The organism is Pseudomonas sp. LBUM1661 (assembly GCF_059695925.1).
The window spans coordinates 2,990,036-3,005,086 of the sequence record NZ_CP166794.1 but is presented as its reverse complement, the minus strand read 5'-3'; the positions used below and the strand labels follow the sequence as shown (position 1 = coordinate 3,005,086).

15 protein-coding genes are annotated in these 15,051 nt (G+C 57.5%); 3 read left to right on the top strand and 12 right to left on the bottom strand.

The features are described 5' to 3' along the window. The first annotated feature begins 180 nt into the window (after nucleotides 1–180). Nucleotides 181–1,083: a diguanylate cyclase domain-containing protein gene (locus tag ACA057_RS13730; protein ID WP_497349164.1), complete on the top strand. Its 903-nt coding sequence runs from the start codon at nucleotides 181–183 to the stop codon at nucleotides 1,081–1,083. Nucleotides 1,084–1,101: 18 nt separating this feature from the next. Here ACA057_RS13730 and ACA057_RS13725 read toward each other — a convergent pair whose 3' ends face one another. Beyond that, nucleotides 1,102–2,340, bottom strand: a complete 1,239-nt coding sequence (locus ACA057_RS13725) for an MgtC/SapB family protein (protein ID WP_497349162.1) — start codon at nucleotides 2,338–2,340, stop codon at nucleotides 1,102–1,104. A 300-nt stretch (nucleotides 2,341–2,640) separates the two neighbouring features. On the opposite strand from ACA057_RS13725, the gene ACA057_RS13720 reads away from it, so the two are divergent. Continuing rightward, nucleotides 2,641–3,567: a universal stress protein gene (locus ACA057_RS13720; protein ID WP_497349160.1), complete on the top strand. Its 927-nt coding sequence runs from the start codon at nucleotides 2,641–2,643 to the stop codon at nucleotides 3,565–3,567. A 268-nt stretch (nucleotides 3,568–3,835) separates the two neighbouring features. On the opposite strand, the gene ACA057_RS13715 is transcribed toward ACA057_RS13720, so the two are convergent. From ACA057_RS13715 to ACA057_RS13685, 7 genes are all read right to left on the bottom strand, one after another. Continuing rightward, nucleotides 3,836–5,152 carry an MFS transporter gene (locus ACA057_RS13715; protein WP_497349158.1) on the bottom strand — a complete coding sequence of 439 codons (1,317 nt, stop codon included), beginning with the start codon at nucleotides 5,150–5,152 and terminating at the stop codon, nucleotides 3,836–3,838. A gap of 174 nt (nucleotides 5,153–5,326) precedes the next feature. Next, nucleotides 5,327–6,385 (bottom strand): Ldh family oxidoreductase, encoded by a 1,059-nt coding sequence (locus tag ACA057_RS13710; RefSeq protein ID WP_497349156.1) that lies wholly within the window; start codon nucleotides 6,383–6,385, stop codon nucleotides 5,327–5,329. A gap of 214 nt (nucleotides 6,386–6,599) precedes the next feature. Then, complete coding sequence (locus ACA057_RS13705) at nucleotides 6,600–7,061, bottom strand: MarR family winged helix-turn-helix transcriptional regulator (RefSeq protein WP_497349154.1); 462 nt, start codon at nucleotides 7,059–7,061, stop codon at nucleotides 6,600–6,602. 171 nt (nucleotides 7,062–7,232) lie between these two features. Beyond that, nucleotides 7,233–7,685, bottom strand: coding sequence for an Ohr family peroxiredoxin (locus tag ACA057_RS13700; protein WP_497349152.1), 453 nt, complete (start codon nucleotides 7,683–7,685; stop codon nucleotides 7,233–7,235). A 68-nt stretch (nucleotides 7,686–7,753) separates the two neighbouring features. Beyond that, a complete protein-coding gene (locus tag ACA057_RS13695) occupies nucleotides 7,754–8,206 on the bottom strand; it encodes an Ohr family peroxiredoxin (protein WP_401361266.1) in 453 nt (150 codons plus the stop codon). A 427-nt stretch (nucleotides 8,207–8,633) separates the two neighbouring features. Next, on the bottom strand, nucleotides 8,634–9,956 hold the full coding sequence (locus ACA057_RS13690; RefSeq protein WP_497349149.1) for an epoxide hydrolase family protein: 1,323 nt from the start codon (nucleotides 9,954–9,956) through the stop codon (nucleotides 8,634–8,636). Between the two features lie 208 nt (nucleotides 9,957–10,164). After that, nucleotides 10,165–10,617, bottom strand: coding sequence for an Ohr family peroxiredoxin (locus ACA057_RS13685; RefSeq protein WP_497349147.1), 453 nt, complete (start codon nucleotides 10,615–10,617; stop codon nucleotides 10,165–10,167). Nucleotides 10,618–10,983: 366 nt separating this feature from the next. Between ACA057_RS13685 and ACA057_RS13680 the strand changes: the two genes are divergently transcribed. Beyond that, a complete protein-coding gene (locus ACA057_RS13680) occupies nucleotides 10,984–11,901 on the top strand; it encodes a LysR substrate-binding domain-containing protein (protein WP_497349145.1) in 918 nt (305 codons plus the stop codon). 203 nt (nucleotides 11,902–12,104) lie between these two features. On the opposite strand, the gene ACA057_RS13675 is transcribed toward ACA057_RS13680, so the two are convergent. The 4 genes from ACA057_RS13675 to ACA057_RS13660 form a co-directional block, all read right to left on the bottom strand. Then, nucleotides 12,105–12,566 carry an HvfA family oxazolone/thioamide-modified RiPP metallophore gene (locus tag ACA057_RS13675; RefSeq protein WP_497349143.1) on the bottom strand — a complete coding sequence of 154 codons (462 nt, stop codon included), beginning with the start codon at nucleotides 12,564–12,566 and terminating at the stop codon, nucleotides 12,105–12,107. Nucleotides 12,567–12,797: 231 nt separating this feature from the next. After that, nucleotides 12,798–13,157: a DUF6124 family protein gene (locus tag ACA057_RS13670; RefSeq protein ID WP_497349141.1), complete on the bottom strand. Its 360-nt coding sequence runs from the start codon at nucleotides 13,155–13,157 to the stop codon at nucleotides 12,798–12,800. Between the two features lie 410 nt (nucleotides 13,158–13,567). Further along, nucleotides 13,568–14,068: a GNAT family N-acetyltransferase gene (locus tag ACA057_RS13665; RefSeq protein ID WP_497349139.1), complete on the bottom strand. Its 501-nt coding sequence runs from the start codon at nucleotides 14,066–14,068 to the stop codon at nucleotides 13,568–13,570. A 140-nt stretch (nucleotides 14,069–14,208) separates the two neighbouring features. Then, a complete protein-coding gene (locus tag ACA057_RS13660) occupies nucleotides 14,209–14,994 on the bottom strand; it encodes a FadR/GntR family transcriptional regulator (RefSeq protein WP_497349137.1) in 786 nt (261 codons plus the stop codon). Nucleotides 14,995–15,051 lie beyond the last annotated feature (57 nt).

The following is a 15,051-nucleotide window of genomic DNA, read 5'->3' as shown; positions in this document are numbered from 1 at the left end:
GAAGTGAACAGGCATCCAGATTGAGCGTTCCTGCCGGAGGCGACTTGATCTTTATCAGAAACGACGTCCCGCCAGACGTTGATGACGGCGGATAAAGTTGATCTTGATCAACAGACTCCCTCCTCCATCGCCCTAGCCTGAATCAAGGCTTAACGCGTCAATGGCAATGCCGGAGGGGCAATGATCGAATATGACCAGCAGTTATTGGTAAGAGCATTGGACGCTGCGACAAATCCGGTACTGATCACAGAGCGGACGGGGTGCATCGTCTGGATCAATAAAGCGTTCTGCCTCTTGAGTGGCTATACCAAACCGGAACTGGTGGGGAAAACCCCGCACCTGCTCTCGTCGGGAAGACAAAGCACTACCTTCTATCAGGACCTATGGCTGACGCTCCTGGCGGGCCTGACCTGGCAGGGAGAAATGGTCGAGCGACGCAAGGATGGCGGTAGCTGTACCGTCAATCAGGTCATCACCCCCGTGCTCGATCCTCAAGGTGTGGTGACGCACTTCATCGCCATCTTGCACAATTTCAAGGTGATGGATGACGAGCGCGCCAACATGCAGCAGCTGGCGTTCCATGACACCCTGACCGGGTTGCCCAACCGCAGGTTGTTTCTGAATCTGCTCAATCAGGCGATTGACCACGCCACGAAACATCAACAGTCGTTGGCGTTGATGTTTATCGACCTGGATCGCTTCAAGTCGGTCAACGACACGTTGGGACACGCCTGCGGAGACAAGCTGTTGGTAGCGGTGGCCGAACGCTTGGGCCAGTCTGTGCGCAGGTCCGATGTTGTCTCTCGTTTAAGCGGGGACGAGTTCGCGATTCTGATCACGTGCATGGATCAAGTCGACCAGCTTGAGGCCTTGGCCAATAAGCTTATCGCCGCAATCAATCAGCCCTTCATGATCGAGACGCAGAGTATCGAAATGCGCATAAGCATCGGTATCAGCCTGTTTCCCACTAATGGTGTCAGCGCCGAGGACTTGCTCGGGCAGGCTGACGGGGCGATGTACCAGGCAAAAAAAGCCGGTGGCAATACCTGCCGTTTCAGCCTCCTGGCGCCGCCCTCTGATTAAAAACTCAATAAACGGGCCTCAGTGCAACAAGGTGCCCGCCCACATCGCCAGCGTCAGCAATACCTGGCCGGGAATCACATAAACGGCAAACCGTCGTCCGCCGCTGACCCAGGCCACCAGGCATTTGCTCAGCGAGTTACTGCTGACAGCCATCAGCGCGGGTCCGGCAATGGCATCAAAAGGCAATTGCCCGGCCTTGGCCAGGGAAGCAATGGACGCCGTCGAGGAGTGCGCATCGGCAAAACCGGTAAGTGTCGCGGTCAGCATTACCCCTGCCTCGCCAAAGTGGCTGAGCATCACTGACGACAGAACAGTGATGCCGGTCATGGTCAGCGTAACGGCCAAGGCTAGCTTTAGATTAAAGGCCCCCCCCACCTTGATCGGCTGGTTGGCGCCGGTCGAAGGCCTGGGAAACATCAAGCCCAGGCCATATAACGCCGTGGCAGCGACGCCGCATAACAGCGGCCCCCACATCTGACGCAACAGGCCGGTATCGACCGCCCCCAGTATCAGGCCAACCTGGATGACGGTCGCCAGATTGGACAGTATCGCTGCCGCGCTCAGAATTTTGATCTGCTCTGGCTCTTTGGTGACGCGATGCCCCATCGCGGCGATGGTCATGGTACTGGAAGCAAACCCGGAGGCGATGGCGCTGATCGCATAGCCATAACGGCTGCCCAAGGTACGCACAGCGATATGCCCCATCGCACCCACCGCCATCAGCAATACGGTCAGGGTGCAAATGGTGCGCAGGTTGATGGCGGCATACGGGCCGATGAAACGGTCCGGTGCCAGTGGCAGCACCACCAGTGCAGCAATCAGTAGCACCAGTCCGTCGCGCATTTCCGCTTCGGTCAATTGGCTGCGGGCAAAATGGTGCAATTTCTGCCGATACATCAGCAGCGCCGCTATCACCACTCCAATGACAATGGCCAGTTCAGGCGCGGTGCTACATAACGCACCCAATACCAACACCGTGAGCAACGCCACTTCGCTGGTCACACCCGGGTCGTTACTCAAGCTTCGCCAATACGCCACACAGACCAGCATCGCCAGTCCAAAAGCCATGATCCCCACCAGCAGGCCGCCACCGACCAACATCGCTGCGTAACCCGACAACGCGGTAATTGCAAACGTGCGCAAACCGGCACAGGCACGGCTGTCCCCTCGCCCCTTGTGCCGTTCGCGTTCAAGACCGATGAGCATGCCGATCCCCAAAGCAGCTGCAACCCCCGCCAGGCCCAAGGTTTCGATCATGGGTGTCCCGCTCTCATGCTCGCCATGGCGATCTCTCCAGTCCCGTTCTTGCGCTTGAGTTCAGCACGCCCTGAAGACTGCGCCGCAATGACGGACGGGAGGTTGATAATGGTCAACCCTTTCACGATGGAGCCGGCGCGACTAACCGCACGTCGGACGGTTTTTTCCGTTCCCCGCCTGTTTGACATAAGTCAATCTCGCCTCCCCGGCCAGCGACAGGATGAGCCTAAGGCTTCACTGCCCAAACGCACCGTTGCTATTGAGCGCAAGCGTTTCTGGATTACCTACGGGAGATTTGTCATGTCTGAGCAATCACGTTTCATGCTGGTCGTCTCGCCGCTGATGGAAAACAGCCCCGCGTTCGACCGGGCCGCAGCGTTGGCCAAGGCTTCGGGTGCGGCATTGCATATCGTGGCGTTCGATTACCTGGAAGGGCTGGCGACCGCCGGCATGGTCAACGAACAAGCGTTGGAGCAGATGCGCCTCGGGTACGTCGAGCGCCATCGCCAGTGGCTGGAAGAACAGGCCCGTCCCTTACGCAAAATTGGAGTGCACGTCACCACTGAAGTGGTTTGGGTGGAAAGACCCTTGCAGGAAATCCTCATTCACCTCAAAGAACAGCCAATGGCTGTACTGATCAAGGCACTAGAGTACGAAACGCTGCTGTCACGCCTGATGTTCACGCCCCTCGATATCCATTTACTGCGCGAATGCCCCGTGCCTTTGCATTTTGTCAGTCATGTGCAGCACGCCTTGCCGCGCAAGATTGTCGCCGCGGTTGATCCTTTCCATCGCGATGGCCAATACGAAGGTTTCAACGATCGGATTCTGCGCGAGGCCTCAAAACTGGCGAGCAGCTGTAATGCGACGCTGGATGTGATCTACGCCCATGACCTGTCCTCCATCAGCTCCGAGGAATTCGGTTTCGACAACGCCTCTGCTTTCTTTTCTTCAGGTACTGCCAAGACCCTGTTCGATGCACAGGGCGACGCCTTCCGCGAGCTGGCCGAGCGCAATGGAATTTCTCCGGAGAACCAGCACATGATCATGGGCAACCCGGCCAAGGTTCTCTCCAGCTACGCGGATGCCTATGACGTCGACGTCATTGTCATGGGCCGGGTCGGCCATCGGGGCATTGGCCGACTGGTCGGCAGTACGGTGGAACACCTGCTGTACAAAATGCCGTGCAGCGTGTGGGTGGTTTCACCAGAAGAACTGGCTGAGTAAAAGAAGCCCACGAAGCAGAAAGAGAGATAACGGGGTATGAGCGCACCACTGAACAATGCCACCCACCTGATGCTTGCCTTCAAAGCGAGCCCAGCCTGATGTAACGCCAATTGTGAATGACTGCAATGAGTCCAGGATGTGCGGAATGTTTTAGAGCACATGTCAGCACGATAGGAAAACCCGGCTCCGTTTGTTCCTCACAGTCGCTGTAGTGCAACGGGTACGTTGAACCACCGCGACCGTCAGGAATCCCCCGATACGTGACGCTTTATTCAGTCACACCGACGAGGTGCTCAGGTGCAGGCTCGGCGCTGCCTATCGGCGCGTTGAGCAGCAGGTAGTACGCCAGGGCCGAACACAGCGCTACCACTGCACTGATCATGAACGCGGTATTGAACGAACCCGAGTACTCGATGCTGAAGCCGGTGACGATCGGCGCAACAGAACCGGCGATGTAGCCGCCGAAGTTCTGGATCGAACCGAACGAGGCCACACGGCGGCTGTCGACGATGGTGTTGACGATCATCCACGCCGTGGCGCTGGCCATGTTGATACTGAACAGCGCCAAGCACAGCAGGATAATGCAACCGGTCAGGCCGGTGACGTACGACAGCGGCAAGGTGAACAGCGCCGCCATCACCAGGCCGGTGATCACGCCGAATTTGCGGCTGGAGAGGATGCTCATGCCCCGACGGACCAACAGGTCGCAGAAACGCCCGGCGACAATGGTGCCCACCGCACCGAAGCCATAGGCCAGCGACACCAGCCACGCGGTCTTGTACAGATTCATGCCGTGCTCGCGCTCGAAGTAACCGGGCAACCAGGTCAGGTGCAGCCACAGCATGTAGATCACGCCCATGAAACCCAGGACCGCGCCCCACGTGCTGCGATGTTTGAACAGGTCGAGCCAGCCGGCGAAGTACGACACCTTCGGCGCCTGCGAATGGGCTGCTTGCGGCTGGGCTTTTTTCTCGGTGGGCAACGGCTTGCCTTCAGCCGCGAGCTCGGCCAGGTACTGCGCCTTGCTCTTGTAGAAGGTCAACCAGCACAAGGCGAGGACGATGCCGATCACGCCGGTGATGATGAACATGCCGCGCCAGCCGAAGTTGACCATGAACAGCGTCAGCAACGGCGGTGCCAGGCAGGGGCCGATGCAGGTCGATGACCAGACGATCCCGGTTGGCGTGCCGCGCTCGTTGGCGTCGAACCATTCAGACAGGGCTTTGGCCGCCGACGGGAACATCGGAGCCTCGCCAATCCCCAGCAGCACGCGCATTCCCATGAAGCCGGCGAAGCTGTTGACCATGCCGCACGTGGCTTGAGCCACCGACCAGGCCAGCAACGAAGCGCCCAGGGCGATTTTGCTGCCAAGGCGGTCGATGATCAGGCCCATCGGCAACTGCGCAAAGGCGTAGGCGATGGAGAACGCCGACAACAAAATGCCCATCTGCGAGGGGCTGATCATCATGTCCTTCTGGATCGAGGTGTTGGCAATCGACAGCGCACTACGGTCCAGGTAGTTGACGATGCCGATCAATAGCAGGAAGACAACGGTGATGCTTTGATACTTCTTCAGTTTGTTCATCTGATGGCCTTTATTATTGTTATTGCAGCGTTTCATTGACGAAAAAAAATCAGGGCTGACGCGCAGCCTCTGTAGGAGCGAGCTTGCTCGCGAAGGTCGTGAACGATAACGCGTAAAACCAGATGGCCCGCGGCGCCCTCGGGTTTTTCGCGGGCAAGCTCGCTCCTACAGTTATCAGAGAGACAGTGCTGGCAACTGCAATTGCCCGGCGCTCTGGTTGAGCTCGTCGACCACCTTCTGCGACAGGCTCACCCCTTCGCGCAGGGCTTGCTCGCGCAGTTTCAGGCCGGCCTGGCCAGGCAAACGCACCGGGCGCTCGGGGTCTACCGGGCGGCTGGCCAGGATCAATGTGCTCAGGAACGAACTTTCGTCGGTGAAGGCTTCCAGCCCGCCGAAGAAGCGCGGGTCAATCACCACGGCCGTGGCCGAGGCGCCCCACTGATCTGGAGCGTCTTTGCGTCCATGACCAGCCAACCCCGAGGTCAGGGCTTCGACCAGAATCGCCAGGGCAAAGCCTTTGTGGCCGAAAGCCTGGCCGCCCAAGGGCAGGATGCTACCTGGCGGCGTGGTGAAGAAGTCGCTCGGATCGTCGCTCAATTGACCCTCGTTGCTCATCAACACCGGGTGCGGCAGTGTGCTGCCGGCATCGCGGCACTGGCCGATCAGGCCCAGGGTCACGGTGGACATGCTCACATCCAGCAGGATCGGCTCGCCCCGGGTCGGGATCCCGGCGGCAATCGGGTTGGGCGTGTAGATCGGGTCGATCCCGCCATGAGCGCACACCAGACCCACCGACGGGTCCGAGGAATACACCATCGCCACCAGGCCACGGTCAGTGAAAGGTTTCAGGTAAGCGGCCAGGCAACCGATGTGCGAGGCACGGCGCACCACGGCGATACCAATCCCCTGCTCCGTGGCACCCTTGGCCGCGCAATCCAGCGCGCGGCTGACACAATAAGGGCCAAGCACATAGTGGCCATCGAACAGGCTCGAAATGCCACTGTCCGAGACCTGCTCGAGCAAGTCGGCACGGGCCTTGACCTGCCCGGTCAGCATGCCACCGAGATAGCGACTGACCAGATTGAGGCCATGGGTGCGATGGCCCAGCAGTTCACCTTCGAGCAGCACCCGGGTCACCACTTGGGCAACCTCGGCGTCGGCCCCGGCTTTTTCGAACAGTTGCTCGACGAACGTGGTGAGCGTTTGGACGTTGTAACGCTTGGCTTCAGACATGCTTGCGGGAACCTCTCAGGGCAGTACGGCCGGCTTCTTGTTATGGCTTCGCCTTTATGAAGGGCGAATTTGCGATAACTGTATTGAGCCGGACACAAGATTCCCAATGAGATGATCCGATCAATTGATAACCGGGCGTTATCAAATTGATTTATCGAGCGGTGGTAATCAATCGGTCGCCCAGTAACTGATGACCATTTTTACTCGATACGACTTAGCTCCTGTCTTTCGTCGTACGGATGAGATTGCTGCGTAATTTGACAATGGCCTTCTGCATTTGCACGAAGTCGTCAGGATCAAGACCGGTTTGCGGGAAGCCATCTTCCGACAGGCCTTCACGCAATTTGCGCCCTTCTTTCGTCAGACTGATCCGCACCTGCCGCTCGTCTTGGGGGTCACGCTGGCGCAACACATAGCCCATGCCTTCCAGCTTTTTCAGGATCGGTGTGAGGGTATTGGATTCGAGGAATAGCTTTTCGCCGAGGCTGCCGACTGTCTGGTTGTCTTCTTCCCACAGCGCCACCAGGGTGATGTATTGCGTATAGGTGAGGCCGAGCCGTTCAAGCATCGGCTTGTAAGCCTTGCCGAAGGCGAGGTTAGAGGAATAGACCGCAAAACACAGGAAGTCGGAAAGCTTCAGGTCCAGTGCGGAGGTTTTTTTGTCAGTGGATTTCATGAGCATTCTCTTTGGCCAAAGGCGGAGGGACCGCATGGGCAAACTATACATCGCATGCGATGGTGTCGGAAGTGCTCACACGGTTTGCAATCATTACCCAAGGCCATCACGTCTGTACGTCAACAACCGGCTCGCCAGGGATGGCCCCTGGCGAGCTGACGGTGCGTTGCGTTACGCGGTAAGGACGTTGATAGCGACGTCAATGTTGCCGCGTGTTGCTTTGGAGTACGGGCAGATTTGATCGGCGTTGTGCGCCAGTTCCGTCGCGACTCCATGATCCAGACCCGGCACTCGCAGGGTCAATCGGGCCTGGAGGAAGTAGGCTGGCCCGGTCTGGCCCAGATCCACCTCGATGTCGACGGCCGTGTCGGCCGGCAGCGTCACCTTCATCTGTTGGGCGGCCAGCCCCACCGCTGCGATGTAGCAGGCCGACCACGCACCGGCGAACAATTGCTCGGCTTTCGGGTGCGGCTGGACCGCGATGAGCTCGTGTTCCGGCTTGGCGCTGCCGGGCGATGAAAGCGTGATGTCGAGGCTGCCGTTATGGCCGCGCGACGTGTTGCCCGCACTGTTGTGGGTGGTGTGGGTTTTGCCGGTGACCAGTACTTTTTCGATCTTGCTCATGATGATTCCCTCAGGTTTACAGGTTTATGATTCGTACGCGCTTGCGATGATAAAGATGCGTCCAGGCATCACGCCGTAATTACGTTCAGGGCAACATCGATATTGCCGCGTGTCGCCTTCGAGTACGGGCAGATGGAGTCGGCGATGTGCGCCAGTTCGGTCGCCACATCGTGCGCCAGCCCCGGCACGCGCAGGGTCAGACGGGCCTGAAGGAAATAGGCCGGACCAGTCTGGCCCAGGTCCACTTCGATGTCGACGGCCAGGTCCGCCGGCAACACGATGTTGCGTTCCTGGGCCACCAGCCCGACCGCAGCGGTGTAGCAGGCCGACCAAGCACCGGCAAACAGTTGCTCGGCTTTCGGATGGGGCTGAGTCGCGGCGAAAACGTGTGCCGGCTGAGCGGAACCTGGCGAGGACAGCACGATATCGAGGTTGCCGTTATGACCGCGCAAGGTCGTGTCGGCACCGCTGAGGGTGGTGTGGGTTTTGCCGGTTGCCAGTACTTTTTCGATCTTGCTCATGGGTGTTTCCTCAGAAGTTAATTGATGTATACGATTTGATCGCATGCGTCATTTATATGATTAAAAAAGGCAACGTTTATCAGTTGCCCGCTGCTGTGATCCAGTTGTTGCCGTTGTGGCCATGGAAAGCGTGATCGGTAGAGAAGGACTTGTTGTAGCTGCTTCCGGTGTTCATGGCTGATCTCCAAACGGCAATGCGTGGGCTTGTTGTCGCTTTCGATTGAATCGTATGCGATGGATAAATATTCAATCAAAGCCCCGGCGATGTCAAATATTATTTTGCGCGTAGACGACGAACGGTAGATGCGACTTCACATTCTGGTGGCGCGATTCGGATCCCTTCACGCATGGCGATCAACGATCCGAACCGAGCCCCCTGCCCTTCATACAACCAGGATCAGGACTTCATTGCCTGGGGACTTGTCGCTTACCTCAGTGACTTGAACCCGGCCCGAACTTCCTGTGAGAACACCCCTGGCTGCTCCCACGCCGCAAAGTGCCCCCCTTTGGGCAGCCTGTTGTAATGCACGAGTTTGGGATAGGCCTTCTGCGACCAGCTTTTCGGCGCCGCATACAGTTCATCCGGAAATACGCTCACCGCGACCGGAATGTTGACGCCCTTGACGGCGAAGAATGTTGACCTGTTTTCCCAATAGAGCCGCCCGGAAGACACGGCGGTATTGGTCAGCCAGAACAAGGTGATGTTGTCGAGGACGTCATCGGGGGTGAGCCCTTCCGCGTGGCCGTCAATGGAGCGCGCAATCATCTCGTAGCTTTTAGGATCGTGGTCAAGCATGAACGCCGCCAAACCTACGGGTGAGTCAGCAAGACCTGTCAGCGACTGGGGCCTGTCGCCCATCATGATGGCGTAGCCGATGTGCTTGTAGGTGTTGGCGAGTTGATCAGCCGCCAGCTTCTCCTCATCGGAAAGACCGCCGGGTACGGGCTCGCCGCGAAACAGCGCCGCGTCAAGTTCAGGCGGGATGACGCCCGGCATGTTCGAATGAATACCGATCAAGCCGGTTGGTGCCTTTACCGCCATCAGATCGACAACGATAGCGCCCCAGTCACCCCCTTGCGCGCCATACCGGGTGTACCCGAGACGCTTCATCAACTCGATGTAGGCATCGGCGATACGCACCGGATTCCAACCGGGCACGGTCGGTTTCTCGGAGAAGCCGTAACCCGGCATCGACGGAATCACCACGCTGAACGCATCGGCGGCACTGCCACCGTGCGCTGTGGGATCGGTGAGCGGTCCAATGACTTTCATCAATTCAATGATCGATCCAGGCCATCCGTGCGCCATCAGCAGTGGCAAGGCATTCTCGTGCTTTGAGCGGACATGAATAAAATGGATATCCAAGCCATCAATATGGGTGATGAAGTTTGGAACTGCGTTTATTTTGGATTCAATCACTCGCCAGTCGTAGTTTGTCGCCCAGTGGTTGGCCAGCTTCTGAATCGTTGCCAGTTGCACACCTTGGGATGAGTCACTGACGAGCTCCTTATCCGGCCATCTTGTTGCTTGAATACGTCTGCGGAGCTCTGAAAGATCTGACTCTTTGGCGCTGAAATGGAACGGCCGTATTTCGGTGGAAACACTGTCTGTTTTTGTTGTTGTAGTCGTCATTGCATCAATCCTGTTTGAGAAACCGAGTAACCCTAACGGTGCAACAGCACAGGTCACGGCGGCAGCGCCGCAAAATGTGCGTCTGGTCAGGGAGAGTTGTTTTATTTGTTTTGGCATACAGGCTCCTGAGGCGCGAAGTTACGCGTAGAGCGCCTTGTTAAAAGGGGCCAACGACAATGGGTCATGCTTAGTTCGATTCAATAACGCGTATTACAGCAGGCAGGCATAGCGGCAACTAAACGTCTACCCGCTATAACCAGGCACGGAAAAATTCAATTAGAAGCGGTATGGCTTAAATGGCTCGGTCATTAAGCAACCCGTTCAGTCACGATGTCTGGACATTAAAGTAAACGTCGATGTTGCCGCGCGTTGCCTTCGAGTACGGGCACATCTGATCCGCTGCATGTGCGATAGCCGAAGCCATCTCATGAGACAGGCCTGGCAAATGCACATTGAACCCCGCCTGAAGCAGGTAACCGCTGTCGGTTTGACCCAGGTCGATCTCGATGTCGACGGATACATCGGCTGGAATCGTAACCTTCAACGCTTTAGCCGCATGGCCAAGGGCTGCGATGTAGCAAGCTGACCACGCCCCGGCAAACAATTGCTCAGCGGTGGGGTGCGGTTGGGTCGCTGTAAATACATGGGCCGGCTGCGCGGAACCCGGCGTTGACAATGCAATGTCGAGTTTGCCGTTGTGCCCGCGCGACGTGTTGCCGGAACTGCTCAAGGTGGTATGCGATTGACCGGTTGCCAAGACTTTTTCGATTTTGCTCATCAGTGATTCCTGATTGTATTGATGACATTCAAATAGAACTAAAGCACGTAACTATCTGACAGGACTGATTTTATCGTCACGTTCAAGGCGCCGGATAGAACGGAAAAACCGATCACCTTCGGCTTTTCCGCCCGCCCCTCCGCTGCCACTCGCGCTTAATCTTGACCAACCGCTCGTCGCCAACAAGCATCGTCCGCTTTGACATCGTCAGGTGTTTAATTGAACATTCTAAAATCACATACGATTTGATCGCTTGCGACTTATATCAATCTTCAACGCCCTTTCCCTTGAAAATTCAGCCATGAACACCACAAGCGCCGACAAATGTTTTGTCTCTACCGACCACGCTCCTGGAGACTGGGCTTCATGAAACTAATCCAGCTGCGAGCCTTCTGCTCAGTGGTCGACATGGGCAGCTTTCGTGCGGCGGCACGCACACTGGACGCTGCGCAAAGTACGCTGACAGAGTCGATTCAAAGCCTGGAAAGAGAACTCGGGGTCACCTTGTTGGTGCGTTCCAATCAAGGCATCAGCCTGACCCTGGCCGGTAAGGTTTTCCTGACTCGGGCACGCTCGATCATTCTGGATTGCGATTGCGCGGTACAAGACGTCCGCCAATGGAATGGTGTGCCTGAGGGGCGAGTCTCATTGGGTGTGACAGCAGAATCATTGGCGGCGTGTTTAATGCCGGTCTTCAGCAGTTTTACTAGCCGATTTCCAAACGTGCAGCTGCATGTCGCCAGTGGAAAAACGAAAATGCTGATCGAGATGATTCGAACAGGCCGGCTCGATTTCGTGATGTGCCCCCTGAGTCCAACGGTCTGCGATATCGACCTGCACATTGAGCGGCTGTACAGCTCGAAAGCCAGTGTTATTGCACGCAAGGGACATCCCCTGTCAGGGGCTCGCTCAGTGCGCGACTTGGCTGATTGCCAGTGGATCAGCGTCCGGCCCGCTGGGGTTGTCGGTAGCGCGGAGAACCAGCTGAACGAATTGTTCAAAGCCCAAGGCTTACCCCCGCCGAAGATCGCGATCACTACCGAGTCGCTGCTGGAAATCCTTCACATCATCTCCGAGACGGATTACCTGACCGTTGAGCCCTGCCTGCTTCCCAGCATGAAGTTGTTTTCTTCGTCGCTAATCAGCCTTTCGATTCGGGAGCCGTTGGAATCATGTGAGGTGTGCTTGATCAGCCGTCGAGTGCCACCGTTCAGCCGAGTCACACAAGAACTGACCAGCATGCTGATTTCTTACTCACGCTTGCGTCACCGCGCCAAGGGCTGAACGCCGAGTGGTCACTGTGCTTGCGCCGCTGGCGCGGCTTGTCGTGCCGCTTCGATGTTTCCCTGTTCGAGCAACCAGGTCTCGAACTTGCGATGAATCAGCGTATTTGGCACGGGCTTGCACGCACGCTTCACGCATAAACGCCAGCCATAAAAAAACCTCCCAGAGCGCGAACCCGGGGAGGCTTGAGCGACCCAGCACGATCAGCTCTTGGCTTTGCTCAATTTGGTGAACAGCTCGGTCGGTACTTTTTTGCCGTTGGAGGTGTATTGGTTGGTGCGGAACTTGTAGACCTCGCCTTCGGAGAGGAAACCGTCGTTGTTGGTGTCCATCGCCTTGAATTCCTCACCACCCTGCGGGGCCACGGTCAGCAATTCTTTCAGGGAAACGCGGCCATCATGGTCAGTGTCGGTACGGGCGAAGGACGCGTCGCCGCACTTGCCTTCACCGCATTTGCCTTCGCTGGTCTTGGTGGCTTTGGCGCCGGTTTCGCTGGCACCGCACTTGCCTTCGCCACACTTGCCTTCGCCGGTTTTTTCAGCCGCGGCGAGTTGGTAGCCTTGTGGCAGTGCGTCAGCGGCAAAAGCGCTTGAGGCGAGGTTCAGGCTGCCGGCCAGTGCAACTGCGATCAGGCCAATGCGGGATTTGTTCGACATACGGGACATGGTAATTACTCCGGATACAGTGTGAGGCCAGGCCGCCAGGGTCAATGCCACAGGGGCGGTAAGCCGTGGTGCGAGGCGCGTTTGCTTTCTCGCCAAGGCAGGGCTATTTGACTGCAACCGTGTATCCCGGATGTATCCGGATCGAGGGGCATTTGTAAGCCAGTCTCCGGATAGCGGCACCGGATACATAGCGATACACAGGCCCCTCGCCTATCTCACCTCAGACCGCCCTTACTCCGGCGGATCAATCTGATCCAGCACTCGATTGGCCGTGATCTCCGCCAGCATGACGCTGTTGGAAATGCCCAGCAGCGCATAACGCGACTCACCGTCCAGATGATCCACCAACTGATGGACCATCACATCGACCGAGGCCAGCGTCTCGACCAGATAAACCACCAGCGATTCGGTATCGCTCTCTGGGTCGACGGAAAAACCCTTGTTGGGTGTGCGCGGTGTGGCTTTGATGTCGGCAATTGATGCGAAGTGGAAGTCGAGGGCGGCTTCGGCGGCGTCGTTGAGCTTTTTAGAACCGGGTTCGTACGGAGAAACGGGATCGGTTTCCGGCGGGTTCGGTGTAGGTTTTTTCATATGCTGAGTTACCTAATGATGTGCCAACCCCCTTGCTGCTAAACGAAGAGGGTGGCAGCTGCACGCAGGTTAGCAGACCGGGTAACTCAGCAATCCGGCGCGCCCGAGGGCGCCCTACGTACAGCTACCATCAAGTACAGGTATGAAATACCTACAGGACAGATGCATGCACAGCCGAGTTAACGCGGGCTGCTAAACCCGATCACTGACAATCAGTGACAGGACTCAAGTTACCGACGGACCCCAAGGCGCACAAGCCGGCGGATTCTGGCGTACCCGTAGGCAACGGCGCAAGGTTTTGTAGCTTTCAGGAAGTAAACCTGAAGGCGCTTAAACACGCGCCCTCCGCCGCTGTTGAAAAAGCAGATACACGCTTCCTACACGAGGTGAAACCTGAGGAGTTTCGTCGTCTAAATCGTCAGCACAAACCGGCGTTCATCGCCGCTTTTGTCGTTACCAGACGGTTGTTCAGGCAGGAATCCGCAGCGATCAAGCACTTTCCTTGAACCCACATTTTCCTCGTAGACATAAGCCACCAGGTGCGTCAGTTCCCACCGCACCTGTGCCTCCTGGATCAGATGCTTCAGCGCCAGTGTTGCCAGCCCCTGACCGCAAACGCTTTGCGCTATCCGATAGCCGACTTCTGCGGACCGCCGGGACAAGTCGATGCTTTTCAGGTTGGCTCGACCCACTATTGTTTCACTGGCATCTTCGATCACAAACGGGTGCCAGGCGCCGATGGCAAAATCGGCCAAGTAGCCTTCAATGTGATCGGCGACACCCTGCAACGAGTAGAAGGAAGGGTCACGCGCATCGATATGCGTTTCAAACCATTCACGGTTATGAATTTCAAACGCCAGCAACGCTTCAGCGTCAGTCCTTTTCAGCTCGCGAACGCTAAATGAATCCATTCTTCACCTCTCCTTTGTCTCGAGCCCGGTTGGGCCCGCCGCTGAGTTACCTGAAAACTGGCACGGTAGCTGACTTGACTGGATTTTGCAGGTACTCACGCAAGCGAACACCAATCAGGTGTTTGCATAGCGAGCGGTTATTACGACGTCCTCGCCCCCGGATTCTGCCAGAACGAAGGATCGGCACTCTTGAGCCGCTCAACCGCATTGTTGATGTGGTTGAGCGCGGCTTTGCGCGCACCGTCAGGGTCACTGGCGGCGATGGCCGCGTACACCGCAAAGTGCTCGACCCGCACGGTCTTGGCCAGGTCGCGGCGGCGCTCCTCGTTGGAGCGCGTGATGCGGATCGCCTCTTTGATGAATTGAGCGATGAACTCGTGCAGTGACGGGTACAGCGGATTGCCCGTCGCTTTGGAAATCGAGTGATGGAACGCCAGGTCTTCCTCGACACCATCGCGACCCGCCTGCTCGGCGGCATCGATGGCCTTCAGCGCCTGGTGGATGGCCTCCAGTTGCGCGGGTGAATGGCGCTGCGCCGCCAGTGCCGCCGCTTCCCCTTCGATGCCACGGCGTAACTCGGTCACCCGCAGTACCGCCTCGATCGACCCGCAGACATCCAGATCGATCGTGAACGCCTTGATGTGCGCGCCTTCGCTGACCACCGTCCCGCTGCCTTGGCGAACCTCGACCAGACCGGCTGACTTCAGGCGCGAGATCGCCTCGCGGATGACCGTCCTGCTCACCCCGAAACGCTCCGCGAGCACGGGCTCCGTAGGCAGGCGAGCGCCCGGCAGCACTTCACCATTGGCGATGTAGGCCTTGAGGGCCGCGGTGACCTGATCAGACAGCGTGCCCTTGGCGGAATCCTTCAGGACAGCCAGCGCATCGGCGGCACAGGAAGATTTATCAGGCGTGGGCATAGGCATCTCTGGGCTCAAATCGGTGAACGGTACTGCATTTTAGACCCGCCGTCCTCCTTGAGT

Coding starts and splice junctions, on each gene's coding strand:
- ACA057_RS13730 (WP_497349164.1), top strand. CDS start 181: ATGATCGAATATGACCAGCAGTTATTGGTAAGAGCATTGGACGCTGCG.
- ACA057_RS13725 (WP_497349162.1), bottom strand. CDS start 2,340: ATGATCGAAACCTTGGGCCTGGCGGGGGTTGCAGCTGCTTTGGGGATC.
- ACA057_RS13720 (WP_497349160.1), top strand. CDS start 2,641: ATGTCTGAGCAATCACGTTTCATGCTGGTCGTCTCGCCGCTGATGGAA.
- ACA057_RS13715 (WP_497349158.1), bottom strand. CDS start 5,152: ATGAACAAACTGAAGAAGTATCAAAGCATCACCGTTGTCTTCCTGCTA.
- ACA057_RS13710 (WP_497349156.1), bottom strand. CDS start 6,385: ATGTCTGAAGCCAAGCGTTACAACGTCCAAACGCTCACCACGTTCGTC.
- ACA057_RS13705 (WP_497349154.1), bottom strand. CDS start 7,061: ATGAAATCCACTGACAAAAAAACCTCCGCACTGGACCTGAAGCTTTCC.
- ACA057_RS13700 (WP_497349152.1), bottom strand. CDS start 7,685: ATGAGCAAGATCGAAAAAGTACTGGTCACCGGCAAAACCCACACCACC.
- ACA057_RS13695 (WP_401361266.1), bottom strand. CDS start 8,206: ATGAGCAAGATCGAAAAAGTACTGGCAACCGGCAAAACCCACACCACC.
- ACA057_RS13690 (WP_497349149.1), bottom strand. CDS start 9,956: ATGCCAAAACAAATAAAACAACTCTCCCTGACCAGACGCACATTTTGC.
- ACA057_RS13685 (WP_497349147.1), bottom strand. CDS start 10,617: ATGAGCAAAATCGAAAAAGTCTTGGCAACCGGTCAATCGCATACCACC.
- ACA057_RS13680 (WP_497349145.1), top strand. CDS start 10,984: ATGAAACTAATCCAGCTGCGAGCCTTCTGCTCAGTGGTCGACATGGGC.
- ACA057_RS13675 (WP_497349143.1), bottom strand. CDS start 12,566: ATGTCCCGTATGTCGAACAAATCCCGCATTGGCCTGATCGCAGTTGCA.
- ACA057_RS13670 (WP_497349141.1), bottom strand. CDS start 13,157: ATGAAAAAACCTACACCGAACCCGCCGGAAACCGATCCCGTTTCTCCG.
- ACA057_RS13665 (WP_497349139.1), bottom strand. CDS start 14,068: ATGGATTCATTTAGCGTTCGCGAGCTGAAAAGGACTGACGCTGAAGCG.
- ACA057_RS13660 (WP_497349137.1), bottom strand. CDS start 14,994: ATGCCTATGCCCACGCCTGATAAATCTTCCTGTGCCGCCGATGCGCTG.